We start from the raw sequence: 14,961 nt of genomic DNA, 5'->3' as shown, positions 1-14,961 counted from the left end.
GATGCTGCAACAACTATTGACGGTACAGAGAAACAGAATATTCAGCGCATGCTCACCTAACAATCAATGCTGGTTCAGGGCCTGAACCCAGCTGTCGACGGAAATGGGTAAATAGCCGGTGATCTCCAGCGTGCGATCTTCGAACACATCCTCACCGGGATGGGCCACCTGCCACGCTGCGACCACTTGATCGCGGTGCTCGATCAGCGCCTGAATATGAGGGCGGAAGAGCTGTAACAGAGCAGTCAGCCACAGATTGGCCGGCCAGGATGGATGGGCATGATCAATGCTAAACGTCGGCAGCAGCTGTTTCACCGCTGCGGCGGGATACCAGGTCTCGCCCGTCACCCAGCGATTGCAAGCGAACAGTCCTATCGGCTGGCCCCAGACATCCATGGACACGGCAATCAGATGGGCGATGGCCTCATCGCCGCTCGGCCAGGGTTCACTCCCCACTGGCGCCGACAGCGGTTGCAACGCGCTGGGGATGCCCTGACCACGGATGAACGTATGGAAATGCCCGTGCTCCAGGCCACCTTCACGGTGAGCGTGGTAGTAGTACTGGGCTTGGCTATCACGGTCGTACACATCGCCATCAGGGTAATGATTCATCTCGTAGAAGCCGTCATGGCCCTTGAGCAATTCGCCGACCACATTGAGACCGGCCTTGCTCAAGGCTCGCTGACAGCGGCGAACTTCTTCTGCCGCAGCCAGTTGTGCTGATCGTTCTGCCGCACTCAACCGCTCGGCATGCGGCAGCTCGATCGCACAATCGGGCAATGCGGTATCGAAAGCGGGAAGTTGGGCGTTCATGGCGGGATCTCGAAAAAGGACCGGAGCGCAGGAGCAGCCGCCCCGGTCAAGGCACGTTTATTACTTGGCGGCGCAGGGCGCGCACTTGGCAGCGCAAGGGTTCTTGGCCGCACAGGGATTTTTTGCGGCGCAGGGGTTGGCCGCGCAGGGATTCGGTTTGAAGCTCGCCTGCAGACTTGCCGTATAGGCAACCAGCGCCGCCAGCTCTTTCGACTCCCAGCCCAGGGCCTTGGATGCCATGGGTGCGACCATGCAGATCTGGATCATCTCGTCGAGAAACACCTGGGCCATGCCGAACTGACTCTTCGCCATGGCCACCTCATGGGGATATGCCTTGGCAAAACTGGCCTGGAACAGATTGCCGCCCTGGTGGCAGGTAGCGCAAGACAGACCGTTGCTGCTCAGGCTGGGATCCTTGTAGAGCTTCTCACCATAGGCCTTCAGCTCGGCCTGGGCGCCTTGATAGGGCTTGTAGTTGACGGGGCGCTTGACCGACTTGAGCGCACAAGGGTTCATTTTGGCTGCGCAAGGATTGGCGGCGCAGGGGTTACTGACGGCACAAGGATTCTTCGCCGCACAGGGGTTTTTAGCCGCGCAGGGATTCTTCGCTGCACATGGATTCAAGCTGCTGGGTGCGCACTTGCCCGCACATGGGCTGCAGGGGTTGGCGGCCACGGCCGGGCCTGAAAGTGCCATGGCCAGCACCGTCGCCGACACCATGCTGGCAAGGGGGCGATAACAGTGTGCAGTGGGAAGGTCGGGGCATATGTGGCGCATGGTCATTTCCTCAATCCACGGTTAACAACGGTACGTTGTGCACTTACCTATGGGCACCGGGTATTGAGTTGGTCTGCGCCCTTCGACAATAGCGGCAAAAACCGAGTCATTCCCGAACCAGGCGCTATAAGCCATGGATTTGTCCAACAGGTGGCACCTGCGTTTGCTCGCCCAACAAAACTGAGAGGCAAATCGGCCGATTTTGTTACAGCGCTAGTTTCTCTAATTAGGCAGATGACTATGCCGCCACACCTACCCAGCGGCATGAAGCAAGCCGCCGATGGCTGCCGCGACGGCCGGGCAGATCAGCAAGCGCCTTTGCCAGCAAGAGCGGTTCCTCCGCGGGAACCGCTCCTCAGCAAAATGCAATGCTCCGCAGGCGTCTCAGTCAAGTGACTACTGGCTCTTGGCGGCACAAGGGTTCTTGGCTGCGCACGGACTCTTTGCGGCGCAAGGGTTAGCCGCACAAGGACTCTTGGCGGCACAGGGGTTCTTCGCCGCGCATGGATTTGCCGCACACGGGTTCGCCGCACAGGGATTCATGGCCGCAGGTGCACACTTGGCAGCACAGGGCGAACAAGGATTTGCGGCCAGCAGCGGCCCTGCCAATGCCATGCTTAGAGCACCCGCACACAGCATGGCGGCCAGAGGACGGCGAGCAACGGCGTTGGCTGTTTTTTTCAGTAGGTGAGTCATGTCAGTTCCTCAAAATTTGTATGGAGTGTCGAGTAGCACGGACGGGGAACTTCGATGTGCTCCGCCCTGGGAATGCGAACACCGGACCCCTTTGTTTACTGGCCAATCACCGTTCGCTTAACTCAGATGCAGGGAGCGATGTTTTGTTACAAACTCGCCCTGGATCAGCACACTGCCCCGTGCTGTTACGCACTGAGCTCGGTTGCTTTCCGCCCCTGGGGCAAAAGACATGGAGCTGTGACTTGGGTTGCGTGCGCTCATATCCAGGCCGGCCATGACAACTGCGTTGTAACAATGCACTCTGGCAGGCCTCTACTTAACAACAGGGGTTACCTGCAATGCGCACTTGCAGGTCATCGAGGGAGAAATAGATGGATGAACAGGAACTGATCATCCGGCTGCGCCAGGGTGACAAGGGCGCCCTGGAGTCGGTGATCAAACTGCACCATGCCTTCCTGGTTGCCATGGCCACCCCGCTGGTGGGCAATGACCTCGCCAACGATGTCGCACAGGAAACCTGGCTGAAGGCTTTCGCCGCGATTGGCAAATTCGAAGGGCGCTCCAAACTGCGCACCTGGCTTGCCCGTATTGCCATCAACGAAGCGCATGCCATCCGCCGCAAAACAGGCCGTGAGGTGTCCCTCGATGGCTGGGGCAGCGATAGCGGATCGCCCATAGGCGCGCGTTTCAACGAGCAAGGCGCGTGGGATACACCGCCCACTCAGTGGCACCATGAAACGCCAGACGAGCTTCTGACTGAAGCTGAACTCTACGAGTGTATTCACAAGCATCTGCACAAGCTGCCTGAAGACCAGCAAAGCGTGGTGGTGATGCGTGAGCTTGGCGGGCTGGACTATGGCGAGATAGCCCGGGCGCTCAATCTGGCGGAGGGCAATATCCGCGTATTACTGCACCGCGGCCGGCAACGCATGCACGCCATGCTTAATCATTTCGAGGAGGTAGGAACATGCTGACCTGCCGTGAGATGTCCGAACTCGGCTCCGACATCATTGAGGGTGATCTGCGCTTAAGCACTCGCTGGGCAGTGTTCATGCATCTGAAAATGTGCTCGCGCTGCTCGCTGTACATCAAACAGCTGAAACTCACCTCCGACGTACTGCAACAACTACCGCTAAACGCAGAAGCGGTTGATAGCGCGGCCATTCTGGAAAAACTGCAAGAGCGGGATAAATAACAGAACTAACCAGTGCTGTAACAAAAACGCGAGCAGATTCTCATAAAGGTACAGCCTCAACGAGGGGCAGACCTGAATGTCACCTGGGTAAAGCCCGGTTATGCCAGTCAAGTCGACTATCAGGGCTTCAAACAGGATCAGGCCGAGCTGGACAGCTATCTGGCCGTTCTCTCGAACGTGCCGCGCGAGCAATATGACAACTGGAGTCGCGGCCGGCGTATGGCATTTCTGATCAATGCCTATAACGCCTTTACCGTAAAGCTTGTTACCGAGAATTACCCGCTGGACTCGATCAAGGAAATTGGCGGCGTGTTCGGCAGCCCCTGGGCTCAAGCATTCATCCCGCTGTTCGGGCAAACGTTGACACTCAATCAGATCGAGCATTCGATGATCCGCGAACCCGGCGTATTCGACGAATCACGCATCCACTTCGCGGTTAACTGTGCCTCCATAGGCTGCCCGGCCCTGCGCAGCGAAGCCTACGTTGCCAGCGAACTCGATGCGCAGTTGCAGGACAGCCAGCGGCGCTTCCTCAGTGATCGCAGCCGCAACCGTTTCGATGCAGCCGCCGGCCATTTTCGAGTCTCGAAGATTGTCGATTGGGACGCCGACGATTTCGCCAATCAGAGCGGCTCGCTGCAAGCCTACCTGCAAAGACAGACGACCTTGCTGGCAGCCGCAGAGCATCTGGAGCAGGCCTAGAGCACAAGCAAAGTGGAGTTCCTCGACTACGACTGGTCACTCAACCAAGCCCATTGACCCGGAGACCGCACGATGACAGACAAGATGGCTTTGGTACTCGCTGGCGGCGGCAGCTTGGGGGCCGTGCAGGTCGGCATGCTGCAGGCGTTGATAGCGGCAGACGTTACGATCGACCTAGTGGTGGGGGCATCGGTAGGGGCCATCAACGGCGCCCATTTCGCCTGCAAACCGAACGCCAAGGGCGTTGCCGAGCTGGCCGAAATCTGGTGCGCGCTGGGCAAGCAGGATATTTTCCCTTTTTCCCTACTGGGCGCGACCAAGGCCCTGCTGCTGCGGCGCGGATACATCCTCGACAACGCAGGCCTGCGCCGGATGATTCTGTCGGCACTGCCGATCAGTCGCCTGGAGGACTGCGAGCTGCCCCTGCATGTGGTCACCACCGATTTGCTCAGCGGTGCCGAGGTGTTGCAGTCGCAGGGCGACATCCTCCAGGCGTTGCTGGCCAGCGCCGCCATTCCGCTGGTCTACCCACCGATTGCAATCGACGGACACTTGCTGATGGATGGCGGCGTAGCCAGCAATACCCCGATCGCCAGTGCCGTTGCGTTGGGCGCGAAGCGCATCGTGGTCCTGCCCACCGGTTTTGGTTGTGCCTGCAAGGCTCCGCCCAAGGGGTTCGTTGCGCTGGCCCTGCATACCCTCAACCTGATGAGCATGCGCCAGCTGGTACGCGACATTGAGCTGTATGCCCCGCATGCCCATATCCATGTCGCTGCGCCTTTATGCCCCTTGGGCGTTTCGGTATTCGATTTCACCCAGACGCGCAGCCTGATCGAACGCGCCAAGCTGCATGCCCAGACCTGGCTGGATAGCGGCGGGCTCGAACAAACGGGTGTTCCCGACTCCCTGCGCGCGCATTCGCACGCCGACATGCTCCCTGTAGAGATGCCATGAGCGCATTCGTGGCTGGGCAGGCGGTTGGGCTATATGGCCGAAGCGGCCGACGAAACGAAGTCTTGCTATTGGCATCCGCCAGATTCATCCCAACCGTCGATCCACCTGTACTGGATGCCACGTCAAGGTGTGCGAAGGCCTTACGCTGCGCGAGCGCTCCATACGGTGAAGGTTATCTAATTGGTACGCGGTGCCAACCTGGCTGACGGGAACCAAGCCCTTGGTCAACGGGTCGCCAGCAACGAGAAAGCAATTTCTGACGGCAATAGCTTGGGCTTGGTTGCCTGGAACCTGATAGACCTCGCGCCTGAAATCAGGCGCGAGCAGCTCAAGCCGCAAAACAAGCCAACGTGGAGACTAAGGTGCGGACGGGCATACTCCAGAAACAACAAGGCCCCGAAATACGGGGCCTTGGTACATCTATATGGTGGAGGGCTAGGGATTCGAACCCTAGAAACGCTACTAACGTTCGCCGGTTTTCAAGACCGGTGCATTCAACCGCTCTGCCAACCCTCCAAATTTTTTCTACATCCTTACAAGGTGCAACACCGATCATCCTTAGATAAGAACTCTAGGACAGCTTCCCATCGGCGGTTTTCAAGACCGCTGCCTTAAACCACTCGGCCACGCTTCCAAAATTTTCTACGGCCATGGGGCAGGGCCGTTTTTTACATTGCTCAATCACGCCTTGGCTTGACTGAGGGCGGCAATCTTACCGGAACGCAACACACTGTCAAACTCTAAAGGTTGGCAGTGCCTATCGCTCTGTTATGATCCCCAAAAGCCTGATCACGGATCTACTAATTTTTTACAGGAGTGCCGCCATGCGCGAACAAGATTACACACTCAGTCACACGCAGGTTGAGCAGCTGGAAGTCAGCCGCGTTCTGCGCAATACATATGGCCTGCTGGCCATCACCCTGGCCTTCAGCGGCTTGGTCGCCTTTATGGCGCAGCGCGCCAATGTGCCTTACCCCAACTTTTTCGTGGTGCTGATCGGCTTCTACGGCCTGTTCTTCCTCACCGCTAAACTGCGTGACTCGTCCTGGGGCCTGCTCTCCACCCTCGCCCTGACCGGCTTCATGGGTTACACCCTGGGGCCGATCCTCAATCGCTACCTGGGCATGGCCAACGGCGCCGAAGTGGTCAGCTCGGCATTCACCATGACCGCGCTGGTGTTCTGTGGTCTGTCCGCCTATGTACTGATTTCGCGTAAGGATATGAGCTTCCTCAGCGGCTTCATCACTGCTGGCTTCTTTGTCCTGATCGGCGCCATGGTGGCAGGGTTCTTCTTCCAGATCAGCGGCCTGCAACTGGCGATTAGCGCCGGTTTCGTGCTGTTTTCCTCGGCCTGCATCCTGTACCAGACCAGCGCCATCATCCACGGTGGTGAACGCAACTACATCATGGCGACCATTAGCCTGTATGTATCGATCTACAACCTGTTCCTCAGCCTGCTGCAGATCATGGGCATCATGGGCAGCGACGACTGATCCTCGAGTCGCGCCCGAGGCCCGCTTCGGCGGGCTTTTTCATGCCTGCGGCGAGCATCTTGCGCGCTCACGCTTTATCATTGGGGCAGATTTCCCTGCCGGCTTCTATATGAAATTCGCCATCGCCCTCTTCGCCCCACCGCATGCGCCCTCCTCCCGGCGCGCCCTGCGTTTTGTTCAGGCTGCCCTGGCCGGCGGCCATCAGATCGTGCGGCTGTTCTTCTATCAGGACGCGGTGCATAACGCTTCGAGCAATGTGGTCAGCGCACAGGATGAGCTGGATATCCCTGCGCAATGGCGCGAACTGGTCTGCCAGCAGCAGCTCGATGGCGTTGTATGCATTGCCGCAGCGCTACGCCGCGGCATCCTCAATGAGCAGGAAGCGCAACGCTACGAGCGCAGCGCCGCCAATCTGGATGCTCCCTGGGACCTTTCCGGACTGGGTCAACTGCATGAAGCGGCGCAAACGGCCGATCGCCTGGTGTGTTTCGGAGGGCCTTGAAATGAACAAATCCTTGCTGATCATCAACCGTCAGTCGCCCTGGTCCGGCCCCTGCGCCCGCGAAGCGCTGGATATTGCCCTGGCTGGCGGCGCGTTCGACTTACCCCTCGGCATGCTGTTTCTCGACGACGGCGTGTTCCAGTTGGCGTCAGCGCAACAGCCCGCAGCCCTGCAGCAGAAAGACCTGGGCGCCAACCTGCAGGCCTTGCCGCTGTTCGGCGTCGAATCGCTGTATGCCTCGGCGCGCAGCCTGCAAGAGCGCGGCCTGGAGCAACAGGCGCTGACGCTGGCGACCGAGGTGCTGGATGATGCCGCCCTGATAGCGCTTATCGACCGTTACGACCAGGTGATCACCCTCTGATGGCTACGTTGCATGTTTTGTCCCATTCACCGTTCAGCGACAGTCGGCTGAGCAGCTGCCTGCGCCTGTTGGGTCCTGCCGACGGTTTGTTGCTCTGCGGCGATGCGGTATACGCCCTGCAACCCGGCACCGCACAGCACCAGGCCCTGGATCTAATGCCCGTCGGTATCGGCCTGTTCGCCCTCGACGAAGACCTCTGTGCGCGCGGCCTTGCCGCGCCGGCGCGGATCCAGGTGGTCGACTACCCGGGGTTCGTCGAACTCAGTTGCCGCTTCGACAAGGTCAACAGCTGGCTATGAGGCATTTGATCGTTAGCGGCCGGCGCATCGAGCTGGACAAGGACGGCTACCTGGTGGTCCTGGCCGATTGGTCGGAACCCGTGGCCGAGGCCCTGGCGCAGCAGGAGCAATTGACCCTGAGCGCCGAACATTGGCAGATTCTGCAAGTGTTGCGGGCCTTCTACGCCGAGTTCCAGCTGTCGCCAGCCAACCGGCCGCTGATCAAATATATGGCGCTCAAGCTAGGCCCGGAAAAGGGCAATAGCCTGCACCTCAATCTCCTGTTCAAAGGCGCTCCCGCCAAACTCGCCGCCAAGCTGGCGGGCCTGCCAAAACCGACGAATTGCCTATGAACCTTGTCACTCCAGCGGAACACCCTTTTGCCCAATTCGTACGCATCCTCGGCAAAGGCAAGCGCGGCGCGCGCAATCTGACCCGAGCAGAAGCCCGTGAAGCCATGGGCATGTTGCTCGACGGCAAGGCCGAGGACACCCAGCTCGGCGCTTTCCTGATGCTGCTCAGGCACAAAGAGGAAAGCGCCGAGGAGATGGCCGGCTTTGCCGAGGCGGTGCGCGAGCGTTTGCAGGCGCCAGCCATTGCGGTCGACCTGGACTGGCCCAGCTATGCCGGCAAGAAGCGTCACTTACCCTGGTTCCTCCTCGCCGCCAAGGCCCTGGCCAATAGCGGCGTGCGCATCCTCCTGCATGGCGGCGGCGCACACACCGCCGGGCGCTTGTATAGCGAGCAAGTAATCGGGCTTCTGCAGATTCCACTGTGCCGCAGCTGGGGTGAGGTGGAGCATGCCTTGCAGGAACAACAACTGGCATTTATCCCGCTGGGCGACTGGATGCCGCAACTGCAACGGATGATCGACCTGCGCAACATCCTCGGTCTGCGCTCGCCGATCCACTCGCTGACCCGCATTCTCAATCCGCTAGCGGCGCGCTGTGGCCTGCAAAGCATCTTTCACCCCGGTTATCAGGCGGTGCACCGCGAGGCTAGTCAGTTGCTCGGCGACACTGCGCTGGTGATCAAGGGTGACGGTGGCGAGGTGGAAATCAATCCGGACGCCACCAGTCATCTGTACGGCACGGCCAACGGCGAGAACTGGGACGAAGACTGGCCGCCGTTGTCCGCTCAGCGCCACGTCAAGCCCGGGTCGCTGCAACCGGAGCACCTGCAGGCGTTCTGGCGCGGTGAAGTCGAGGACGCTTACGGCCGACTCGCGGTATTGAGCAGCATGGCCTTGGCCTTGCGTGCCCTGGGCATGCCACGCGAAGAGGCGTTCAAGCAGGCGCAGCAACGCTGGGACGCACGAAAAATATCGAGCTAGTCGATTTTTAGAGACAGTTTTTTCTACCTTTCAATCGAACCGCTGCCGTTAGACTGAACGCCTGAGCCGTAACGCTAAAGGAGTCGGAAAATGGGTTTGTTGATTGAGGGCCGCTGGCATGACCAGTGGTACGACACTGCCACTGACGGCCGCTTCAAGCGCGAGAATGCCCAGCGGCGTAACTGGATCACCGCCAACGGCAACCCTGGGCCAAGCGGCGAAGGTGGCTTCAAGGCGCAGGCCGGTCGCTATCACTTGTATGTTTCCCTCGCCTGCCCCTGGGCCCATCGCAGCCTGATCCTACGTCAGCTCAAGGGTTTGCAGGACCTGGTCGATGTATCGGTGGTCAGCTGGCTGATGCTCGACGATGGCTGGACCTTCGACCCGACCCACGGCTCCACGGGTGATAGCCTGGACGGTCTGGATTTCTTGCATCAGCGCTACACCGTCGATGACGCCAACTACAGTGGTCGGGTGACCGTGCCATTGCTGTGGGACAAGCAGCAACAGTGCATCGTCAGCAATGAGTCGGCGGAAATTATCCGCATGTTCAACTCGGCTTTTGACGGGCTGACCGGTAACTTCCTGGATTTCTACCCCGAAGCACTGCGCGGCGAGATCGACGCACTCAATCAGCGCATCTATTCGGCGGTTAACAATGGCGTGTACCGCGCCGGTTTCGCCACCACCCAGGCGGCCTACGAGGAAGCCTTTGTCGAGCTGTTCGACGAACTGGACTGGCTGGATGCGCGCCTCGGCGAGCACCGTTACCTGGCTGGCGAATACCTCAGCGAAGCCGATTGGCGCCTGTTCACCACCCTGGTTCGTTTCGATGCGGTGTACTACGGGCACTTCAAGTGCAACCTGCGGCGCATCGAGGACTACCCGCACCTGTCCAACTGGCTGCGCGAGCTATATCAATGGCCCGGGGTGGCGGCAACAGTGGATTTCGACCACATCAAGAGCCATTACTACGCCAGCCATCGCACCATCAACCCGGCCGGCATAGTGCCCAAGGGGCCGGCGTTGGAGCTTGCCCGCGGGCATGATCGCGAGCGGTTACCGGGCAAGGGCATTTGGCGAACGTCGTAACGCTTCAGTTTTTGCAAGCGAGTGTAGTGACAGGCCTGTAGTCGTGGTAAACGCTGCAAACTGCCGAGCGATCAGGCGCCGCCATCGTTGCGCGCCGTGTAACTCAGCACTAGATAGCCCGAGTTGCACCGATGGTGGGTTACGACGCAAGGGGCTGCGGCGGGGTCATCGCTATCGGCAACATGCGCCTAATCCACCCTTCAAGAGGCCATGGAACTGTAGGATCATATGTGTCGACTCATTCGCTTCAAACCTCGGCCTGAGCACCTTCGAACCAGGCCAGCTTTTCGCGCAGTTGCACCACTTCGCCGACAATGACCAGGGTCGGCGCGTGGACCTGATGCTGGGCGACCAATTCCGGCAGGTTCGCCAGGGTGCCGGTGAAGACCCGCTGGTTGGGCGTAGTGCCCTGCTGAATCAGCGCTGCGGGTGTACTGGCGGCACGGCCATGGGCGATCAATTGCTGGCAAATCAGCGGCAAGCCGACCAGGCCCATATAGAACACCAGGGTCTGGCTGGGTGCTGAAAGCTCTGCCCAAGGCAGATCGCAGCTGCCATCCTTGAGGTGGCCGGTGACGAAGCGTACCGACTGCGCGTGATCGCGATGGGTCAGCGGAATCCCCGCATAAGCCGCGCAGCCACTGGCTGCGGTGATGCCCGGTACCACCTGGAAGGGAATACCCTGGGCTGCCAGCTCCTCGATCTCCTCGCCGCCACGACCGAAGATAAATGGGTCGCCACCTTTCAGGCGTAAGACCCGCTTGCCCTTTTTGGCCAGGCTGACTAACTGCTGGTTGATCTGCTCCTGCGGTACGGCATGCTCAGAGCGCTGCTTGCCGACATAGATACGCTCGGCATCGCGGCGGCACAGCTCGATGATCGCGGGTGCGACCAGGCGGTCGTAGAGCACCACATCGGCTTGCTGCATCAGGCGCAAGGCGCGAAACGTCAGCAGGTCAGGGTCGCCGGGGCCGGCACCGACCAGATACACCTCACCCAGGGTGCGTGGCGCGGCGCCGGCGATTTTCTCTTCGAGCAGGCGCTCGCCCTCATGCATTTTTCCAGCGAATACGCTCTCGGCAATTTGTCCCTGGAATACGTCCTCCCAGAACACCCGGCGTTGCTGCACATCGGGAAACAGGCCCTTGACCCGGTTGCGAAACTTCTTCGCCAAACCGGCCAGTTGACCATAGGTCGCTGGAATCCAGGTTTCGATCTTGGCCCGGATCAACCGCGCCAACACCGGCGCATCGCCGCCACTGGTGACGGCGACGATCAATGGCGAGCGGTCGACGATAGCCGGGAAGATCACGCTGCACAGTTTCGGTGCATCGACGACATTGACCGGAATCCCCAGCGCCTGGGCCTGGGCGGATATTTGCGCATTCAGCGGTTCATCGTCGGTGGCGGCGATGATCAGCGCCACGCCGCTCAGGTCCTCGGGCTGGTAGTTGCGCAGCAGCACCTCGCCAGCCCCCAGGCTGACCAGCGTGCAAAGTTCGTCGCGCACGTCGGGCGCCACGACCCGCAGCCTAGCGCCGGCATCGGCGAGCAAGCGCGATTTACGCAGGGCGACTTCACCGCCACCGACCACCAGTACCAGGCGATCCTGCAATTTGTGGAACAGCGGGAGAAAGTCCATGAGTATGATCCAGGCGATGACAATGGCGAGGCACACGCCTGGCCCGTAGGGTGGGCTTCAGCCCACCAGAATTGCCTGCAGAAGTGGGTTTTAAAACCCACCCTGCAAGATGTACTCCTGCGCGTTAACCGATGACTTCAACGCCGCCCATATAGGGTTTGAGCACCTCAGGCACACGAATACTGCCGTCGGCCTGCTGGTAATTCTCCAGCACCGCCACCAGGGTGCGGCCCACCGCCAGGCCGGAGCCGTTGAGGGTGTGCAGCAGCTCCGGCTTGCCGGTTTCCGGGTTGCGATAACGAGCTTGCATACGCCGCGCCTGGAAGTCGCCGCAATTGGAGCAGGAGGAAATCTCGCGGTACTTGTCCTGGCTCGGCACCCATACTTCCAGATCGTAGGTCTTGGTCGCGCTGAAGCCCATGTCGCCGGTGCAGAGGGCGAGCACGCGGTACGGCAGTTCGAGCAGTTGCAAAACCTTTTCGGCATTGCCAGTAAGTTCTTCCAGGGCCTGGTAGGAGGTGCTCGGCTCGACGATCTGCACCATCTCAACCTTGTCGAACTGATGCTGACGGATCATGCCACGGGTGTCGCGACCAGACGCGCCGGCTTCGCTGCGGAAACATGGAGTGTGGGCAACCAACTTCAGCGGCAATTGCTTGGCCTCGAGAATCTCGCCGGCGACTATATTGGTCAGCGACACCTCGGCAGTTGGAATCAGGTACAGATCGGCTTCGTTTTCGCGGCTGATCTTGAACAGGTCTTCTTCGAATTTGGGCAGCTGACCGGTGCCCTGCAACGCTGGCGCTTGGACCAGATAAGGTGTGTAGGCCTCTTCATAGCCATGTTCGCCGGTATGCAGATTGATCATGAACTGCGCCAGGGCGCGATGCAGGCGAGCGATCGGTCCACGCAACAGGGCGAAACGCGCACCGGACAGTTTGGCGGCGGTTTCGAAATCCAGCCAGCCGTACTTCTCGCCCAGGGCCACGTGATCCTGAATGGCGAAGTCGAAGACCTTGGGCGTGCCCCAGCGGCGCACCTCGACGTTGCCCTCTTCATCCGCGCCCACCGGCACCGACTCGTGTGGCAGGTTGGGAATGTTCAGCAGCAGGCTATCCAGCTCGACCTGAATGGCATCCAGCTCCTGTTTGCCTTGCTCCAGTTCGCTGCCCATGCGATCGACATCCGCCAGCAGCGGCGCTATGTCTTCGCCGCGCTGCTTGGCCTGGCTGATGGCCTTGGAGCGACTGTTACGCTCGGCTTGCAACTGCTCCGTGCGGGTTTGTAGGGTCTTGCGCTGGGTTTCCAACGCTTCAAAACGCGCCACATCCAGTTGAAAACCGCGCGCAGCAAGGCGCTGAGCCACATCGTGGAGTTGGCTGCGCACCAGTTTGGAATCGAGCATGTCAGGTTCTCGTCGATCAGAGTTTGGTGAGTGATAGGCCTGCCCAGGTCGCGAGCAGGCCGCCCAACACACTTAGCGCCAGATAGCCGAAGGCCATTGGCGCCTGGCCGCTTTCCAGCAGGCGCAAGGTGTCGAGGGAAAAGGATGAAAAGGTGGTAAGACCGCCCAGAAAACCAACGATCAAGCCGGCGCGTAACTCCAGCGGTATTTCCGGGCGTAGCAGAAACAGTCCATACAGGTAACCGATCAGCAAGCAACCAACGATGTTTACCGCCAGGGTCGCCGTATAGAAATATTGCGGCCAGCTTGCGTTGATCCAGTTGGCCGTAGCAAAGCGCAATAAGGTTCCGCACGCCCCACCGACCGCCACCGCGAAAACGACTGCGATCATGGCTTTCTCCGCTTGCGCGGACTGAGCGCATCCTGGCTGGCCAGATGCGCGAGCTTATCGCGAATTTTCTGCTCAAGGCCGCGCGGCACCGGTTGATAATACTGACGCGCCGGCAGTTGCTCGGGGAAGTAATCTTCACCTGCGGCGTAGGCTTCCGGCTCATCATGGGCATAGCGGTATTCATCGCCATAGCCCAGCTCTTTCATCAACTTGGTCGGTGCGTTACGCAGGTGCAGCGGTACTTCCAGGGAGCCATGTTCGGCAGCATCACGCATCGCCGCCTTGAACGCGCTGTACACGGCGTTGCTTTTCGGCGCGCAGGCCAGGTATACGATGGCCTGGGCGACGGCCAGCTCGCCTTCAGGGCTGCCCAGGCGCTCTTGCACGTCCCAGGCATTGAGGCACAGCGTCAGTGCCCGGGGGTCGGCATTGCCAATGTCTTCGCTGGCCATGCGCACGACCCGGCGGGCTATGTACAGCGGGTCGCAGCCGCCATCGAGCATGCGCGCGAACCAGTACAGCGCGCCATCCGGACTGGAGCCACGCACCGACTTGTGCAGCGCGGAAATCTGGTCGTAGAACGCTTCGCCGCCCTTATCGAAGCGCCTACGGCTGTCGCCGAGTAGGTCCAGCAACAACTCGGTGCTGATGGCGCCGCCGTCCTCTACCAGATCCGCAGCGTTTTCCAGGAAGTTCAGCAAGCGCCTGCCATCGCCATCGGCGGCGGCCAGAAGAATCTTGAAACTTTCCTCTGGCAGGCTGAGTTGCCGCTCGCCGAGGCCTTTGGGGTCGGTCAGGGCGCGACTCGCCAGCTTGTGCAGCGCCGTTTCGTCCAGGCTTTTGAGGACATAAACACGCGCCCGCGAAAGCAGCGCGTTGTTCAGTTCGAACGAGGGGTTTTCGGTAGTGGCACCGATGAAGATCAGGGTGCCGTCTTCCACATAGGGCAGAAAGGCATCCTGCTGCGACTTGTTGAAGCGATGCACCTCGTCGACGAACAGGATGGTCCGACGGCCATATTGGGCGGCATGCTGTTGCGCCACTTCGACCGCCTGGCGGATCTCCTTGACCCCGGAGAGCACCGCCGAAATCGTCTCGAAATGCGCATCGGTGACCTGGGCCAGCAAGCGCGCCAGGGTGGTCTTGCCCACGCCCGGCGGCCCCCAGAAAATCATCGAGTGCAGCGCGCCCTGCTCCAGCGCTTCACGCAGCGGCTTACCGCGCGCGAGCAGATGCTCCTGGCCGACGTACTCGTCCAGGCTGGCAGCACGCAAGCGCGCGGCCAGGGGTTGAGCGATGGGCGCATTTCGAAACAGATCCATGACGG

General features: G+C 60.2%; 17 protein-coding genes and 1 tRNA gene. 11 read left to right on the top strand and 7 right to left on the bottom strand.

Annotated features, from left to right (window positions below; all coding sequences use genetic code 11):
• Positions 1-63: 63 nt before the first annotated feature.
• Positions 64-813, bottom strand: coding sequence for a DUF6969 family protein (locus VCJ09_RS12155; RefSeq protein WP_324734532.1), 750 nt, complete (start codon positions 811-813; stop codon positions 64-66).
• 60 nt (positions 814-873) lie between these two features.
• Positions 874-1,329 carry a c-type cytochrome gene (locus VCJ09_RS12150; protein WP_324734531.1) on the bottom strand — a complete coding sequence of 152 codons (456 nt, stop codon included), beginning with the start codon at positions 1,327-1,329 and terminating at the stop codon, positions 874-876.
• 1,328 nt (positions 1,330-2,657) lie between these two features.
• On the opposite strand from VCJ09_RS12150, the gene VCJ09_RS12145 reads away from it, so the two are divergent.
• The 4 genes from VCJ09_RS12145 (at position 2,658) to VCJ09_RS12130 (ending at position 5,137) form a co-directional block, all read left to right on the top strand.
• Positions 2,658-3,260: an RNA polymerase sigma factor gene (locus VCJ09_RS12145; RefSeq protein ID WP_324734530.1), complete on the top strand. Its 603-nt coding sequence runs from the start codon at positions 2,658-2,660 to the stop codon at positions 3,258-3,260.
• The gene (locus VCJ09_RS12140; RefSeq protein ID WP_079202048.1) at positions 3,254-3,481 is read left to right on the top strand and encodes an anti-sigma factor; all 228 of its coding nucleotides are present in this window, start codon (positions 3,254-3,256) and stop codon (positions 3,479-3,481) included. The genes VCJ09_RS12145 and VCJ09_RS12140 overlap by 7 nt, the downstream gene beginning before the upstream one ends.
• Before the next feature lie 177 nt (positions 3,482-3,658).
• Positions 3,659-4,183 (top strand): DUF547 domain-containing protein, encoded by a 525-nt coding sequence (locus tag VCJ09_RS12135; RefSeq protein ID WP_324734529.1) that lies wholly within the window; start codon positions 3,659-3,661, stop codon positions 4,181-4,183.
• Between the two features lie 72 nt (positions 4,184-4,255).
• A complete protein-coding gene (locus VCJ09_RS12130; RefSeq protein WP_324734528.1) occupies positions 4,256-5,137 on the top strand; it encodes a patatin-like phospholipase family protein in 882 nt (293 codons plus the stop codon).
• A gap of 425 nt (positions 5,138-5,562) precedes the next feature.
• Here VCJ09_RS12130 and VCJ09_RS12125 read toward each other — a convergent pair.
• Positions 5,563-5,653, bottom strand: a tRNA-Ser gene (locus VCJ09_RS12125).
• 308 nt (positions 5,654-5,961) lie between these two features.
• Here VCJ09_RS12125 and VCJ09_RS12120 point away from each other — a divergent pair.
• The 7 genes from VCJ09_RS12120 to VCJ09_RS12090 all read left to right on the top strand — a co-directional run bounded on the left by VCJ09_RS12120 (position 5,962) and on the right by VCJ09_RS12090 (position 10,196).
• The gene (locus VCJ09_RS12120) at positions 5,962-6,630 is read left to right on the top strand and encodes a Bax inhibitor-1/YccA family protein (protein WP_079202045.1); all 669 of its coding nucleotides are present in this window, start codon (positions 5,962-5,964) and stop codon (positions 6,628-6,630) included.
• A 109-nt stretch (positions 6,631-6,739) separates the two neighbouring features.
• A complete protein-coding gene (gene tusD / locus VCJ09_RS12115) occupies positions 6,740-7,132 on the top strand; it encodes a sulfurtransferase complex subunit TusD (RefSeq protein ID WP_324734527.1) in 393 nt (130 codons plus the stop codon).
• A gap of 1 nt (position 7,133) precedes the next feature.
• Positions 7,134-7,493, top strand: a complete 360-nt coding sequence (gene tusC / locus VCJ09_RS12110) for a sulfurtransferase complex subunit TusC (protein WP_324734526.1) — start codon at positions 7,134-7,136, stop codon at positions 7,491-7,493.
• Positions 7,493-7,792, top strand: coding sequence for a sulfurtransferase complex subunit TusB (gene tusB / locus VCJ09_RS12105; RefSeq protein ID WP_324734525.1), 300 nt, complete (start codon positions 7,493-7,495; stop codon positions 7,790-7,792). Before tusC ends, tusB begins: the two co-directional genes overlap by 1 nt.
• Entirely contained in the window at positions 7,789-8,124 is a 336-nt protein-coding gene (locus VCJ09_RS12100; RefSeq protein WP_324734524.1) for a TusE/DsrC/DsvC family sulfur relay protein, read from the top strand. The genes tusB and VCJ09_RS12100 overlap by 4 nt, the downstream gene beginning before the upstream one ends.
• A complete protein-coding gene (locus VCJ09_RS12095) occupies positions 8,121-9,104 on the top strand; it encodes a glycosyl transferase family protein (RefSeq protein WP_324734523.1) in 984 nt (327 codons plus the stop codon). Before VCJ09_RS12100 ends, VCJ09_RS12095 begins: the two co-directional genes overlap by 4 nt.
• A 90-nt stretch (positions 9,105-9,194) precedes the next feature.
• Positions 9,195-10,196, top strand: a complete 1,002-nt coding sequence (locus VCJ09_RS12090) for a glutathione S-transferase family protein (protein WP_324734522.1) — start codon at positions 9,195-9,197, stop codon at positions 10,194-10,196.
• 247 nt (positions 10,197-10,443) lie between these two features.
• Here VCJ09_RS12090 and cysG read toward each other — a convergent pair whose 3' ends face one another.
• The 4 genes from cysG to VCJ09_RS12070 form a co-directional block, all read right to left on the bottom strand.
• Positions 10,444-11,838, bottom strand: a complete 1,395-nt coding sequence (gene cysG, locus VCJ09_RS12085) for a siroheme synthase CysG (RefSeq protein WP_324734521.1) — start codon at positions 11,836-11,838, stop codon at positions 10,444-10,446.
• A gap of 124 nt (positions 11,839-11,962) precedes the next feature.
• Positions 11,963-13,243 (bottom strand): serine--tRNA ligase, encoded by a 1,281-nt coding sequence (serS, locus tag VCJ09_RS12080; RefSeq protein WP_324734520.1) that lies wholly within the window; start codon positions 13,241-13,243, stop codon positions 11,963-11,965.
• A 16-nt stretch (positions 13,244-13,259) separates the two neighbouring features.
• Positions 13,260-13,634, bottom strand: coding sequence for a fluoride efflux transporter CrcB (crcB, locus tag VCJ09_RS12075; protein ID WP_324734519.1), 375 nt, complete (start codon positions 13,632-13,634; stop codon positions 13,260-13,262).
• Entirely contained in the window at positions 13,631-14,956 is a 1,326-nt protein-coding gene (locus tag VCJ09_RS12070; RefSeq protein ID WP_324734518.1) for a replication-associated recombination protein A, read from the bottom strand. Before VCJ09_RS12070 ends, crcB begins: the two co-directional genes overlap by 4 nt.
• Positions 14,957-14,961: the final 5 nt, after the last annotated feature.

The organism is Pseudomonas paeninsulae, assembly GCF_035621475.1.
Lineage (GTDB): Bacteria > Pseudomonadota > Gammaproteobacteria > Pseudomonadales > Pseudomonadaceae > Aquipseudomonas > Aquipseudomonas paeninsulae.
This window is presented reverse-complemented; position numbering and strand designations above follow the sequence as displayed.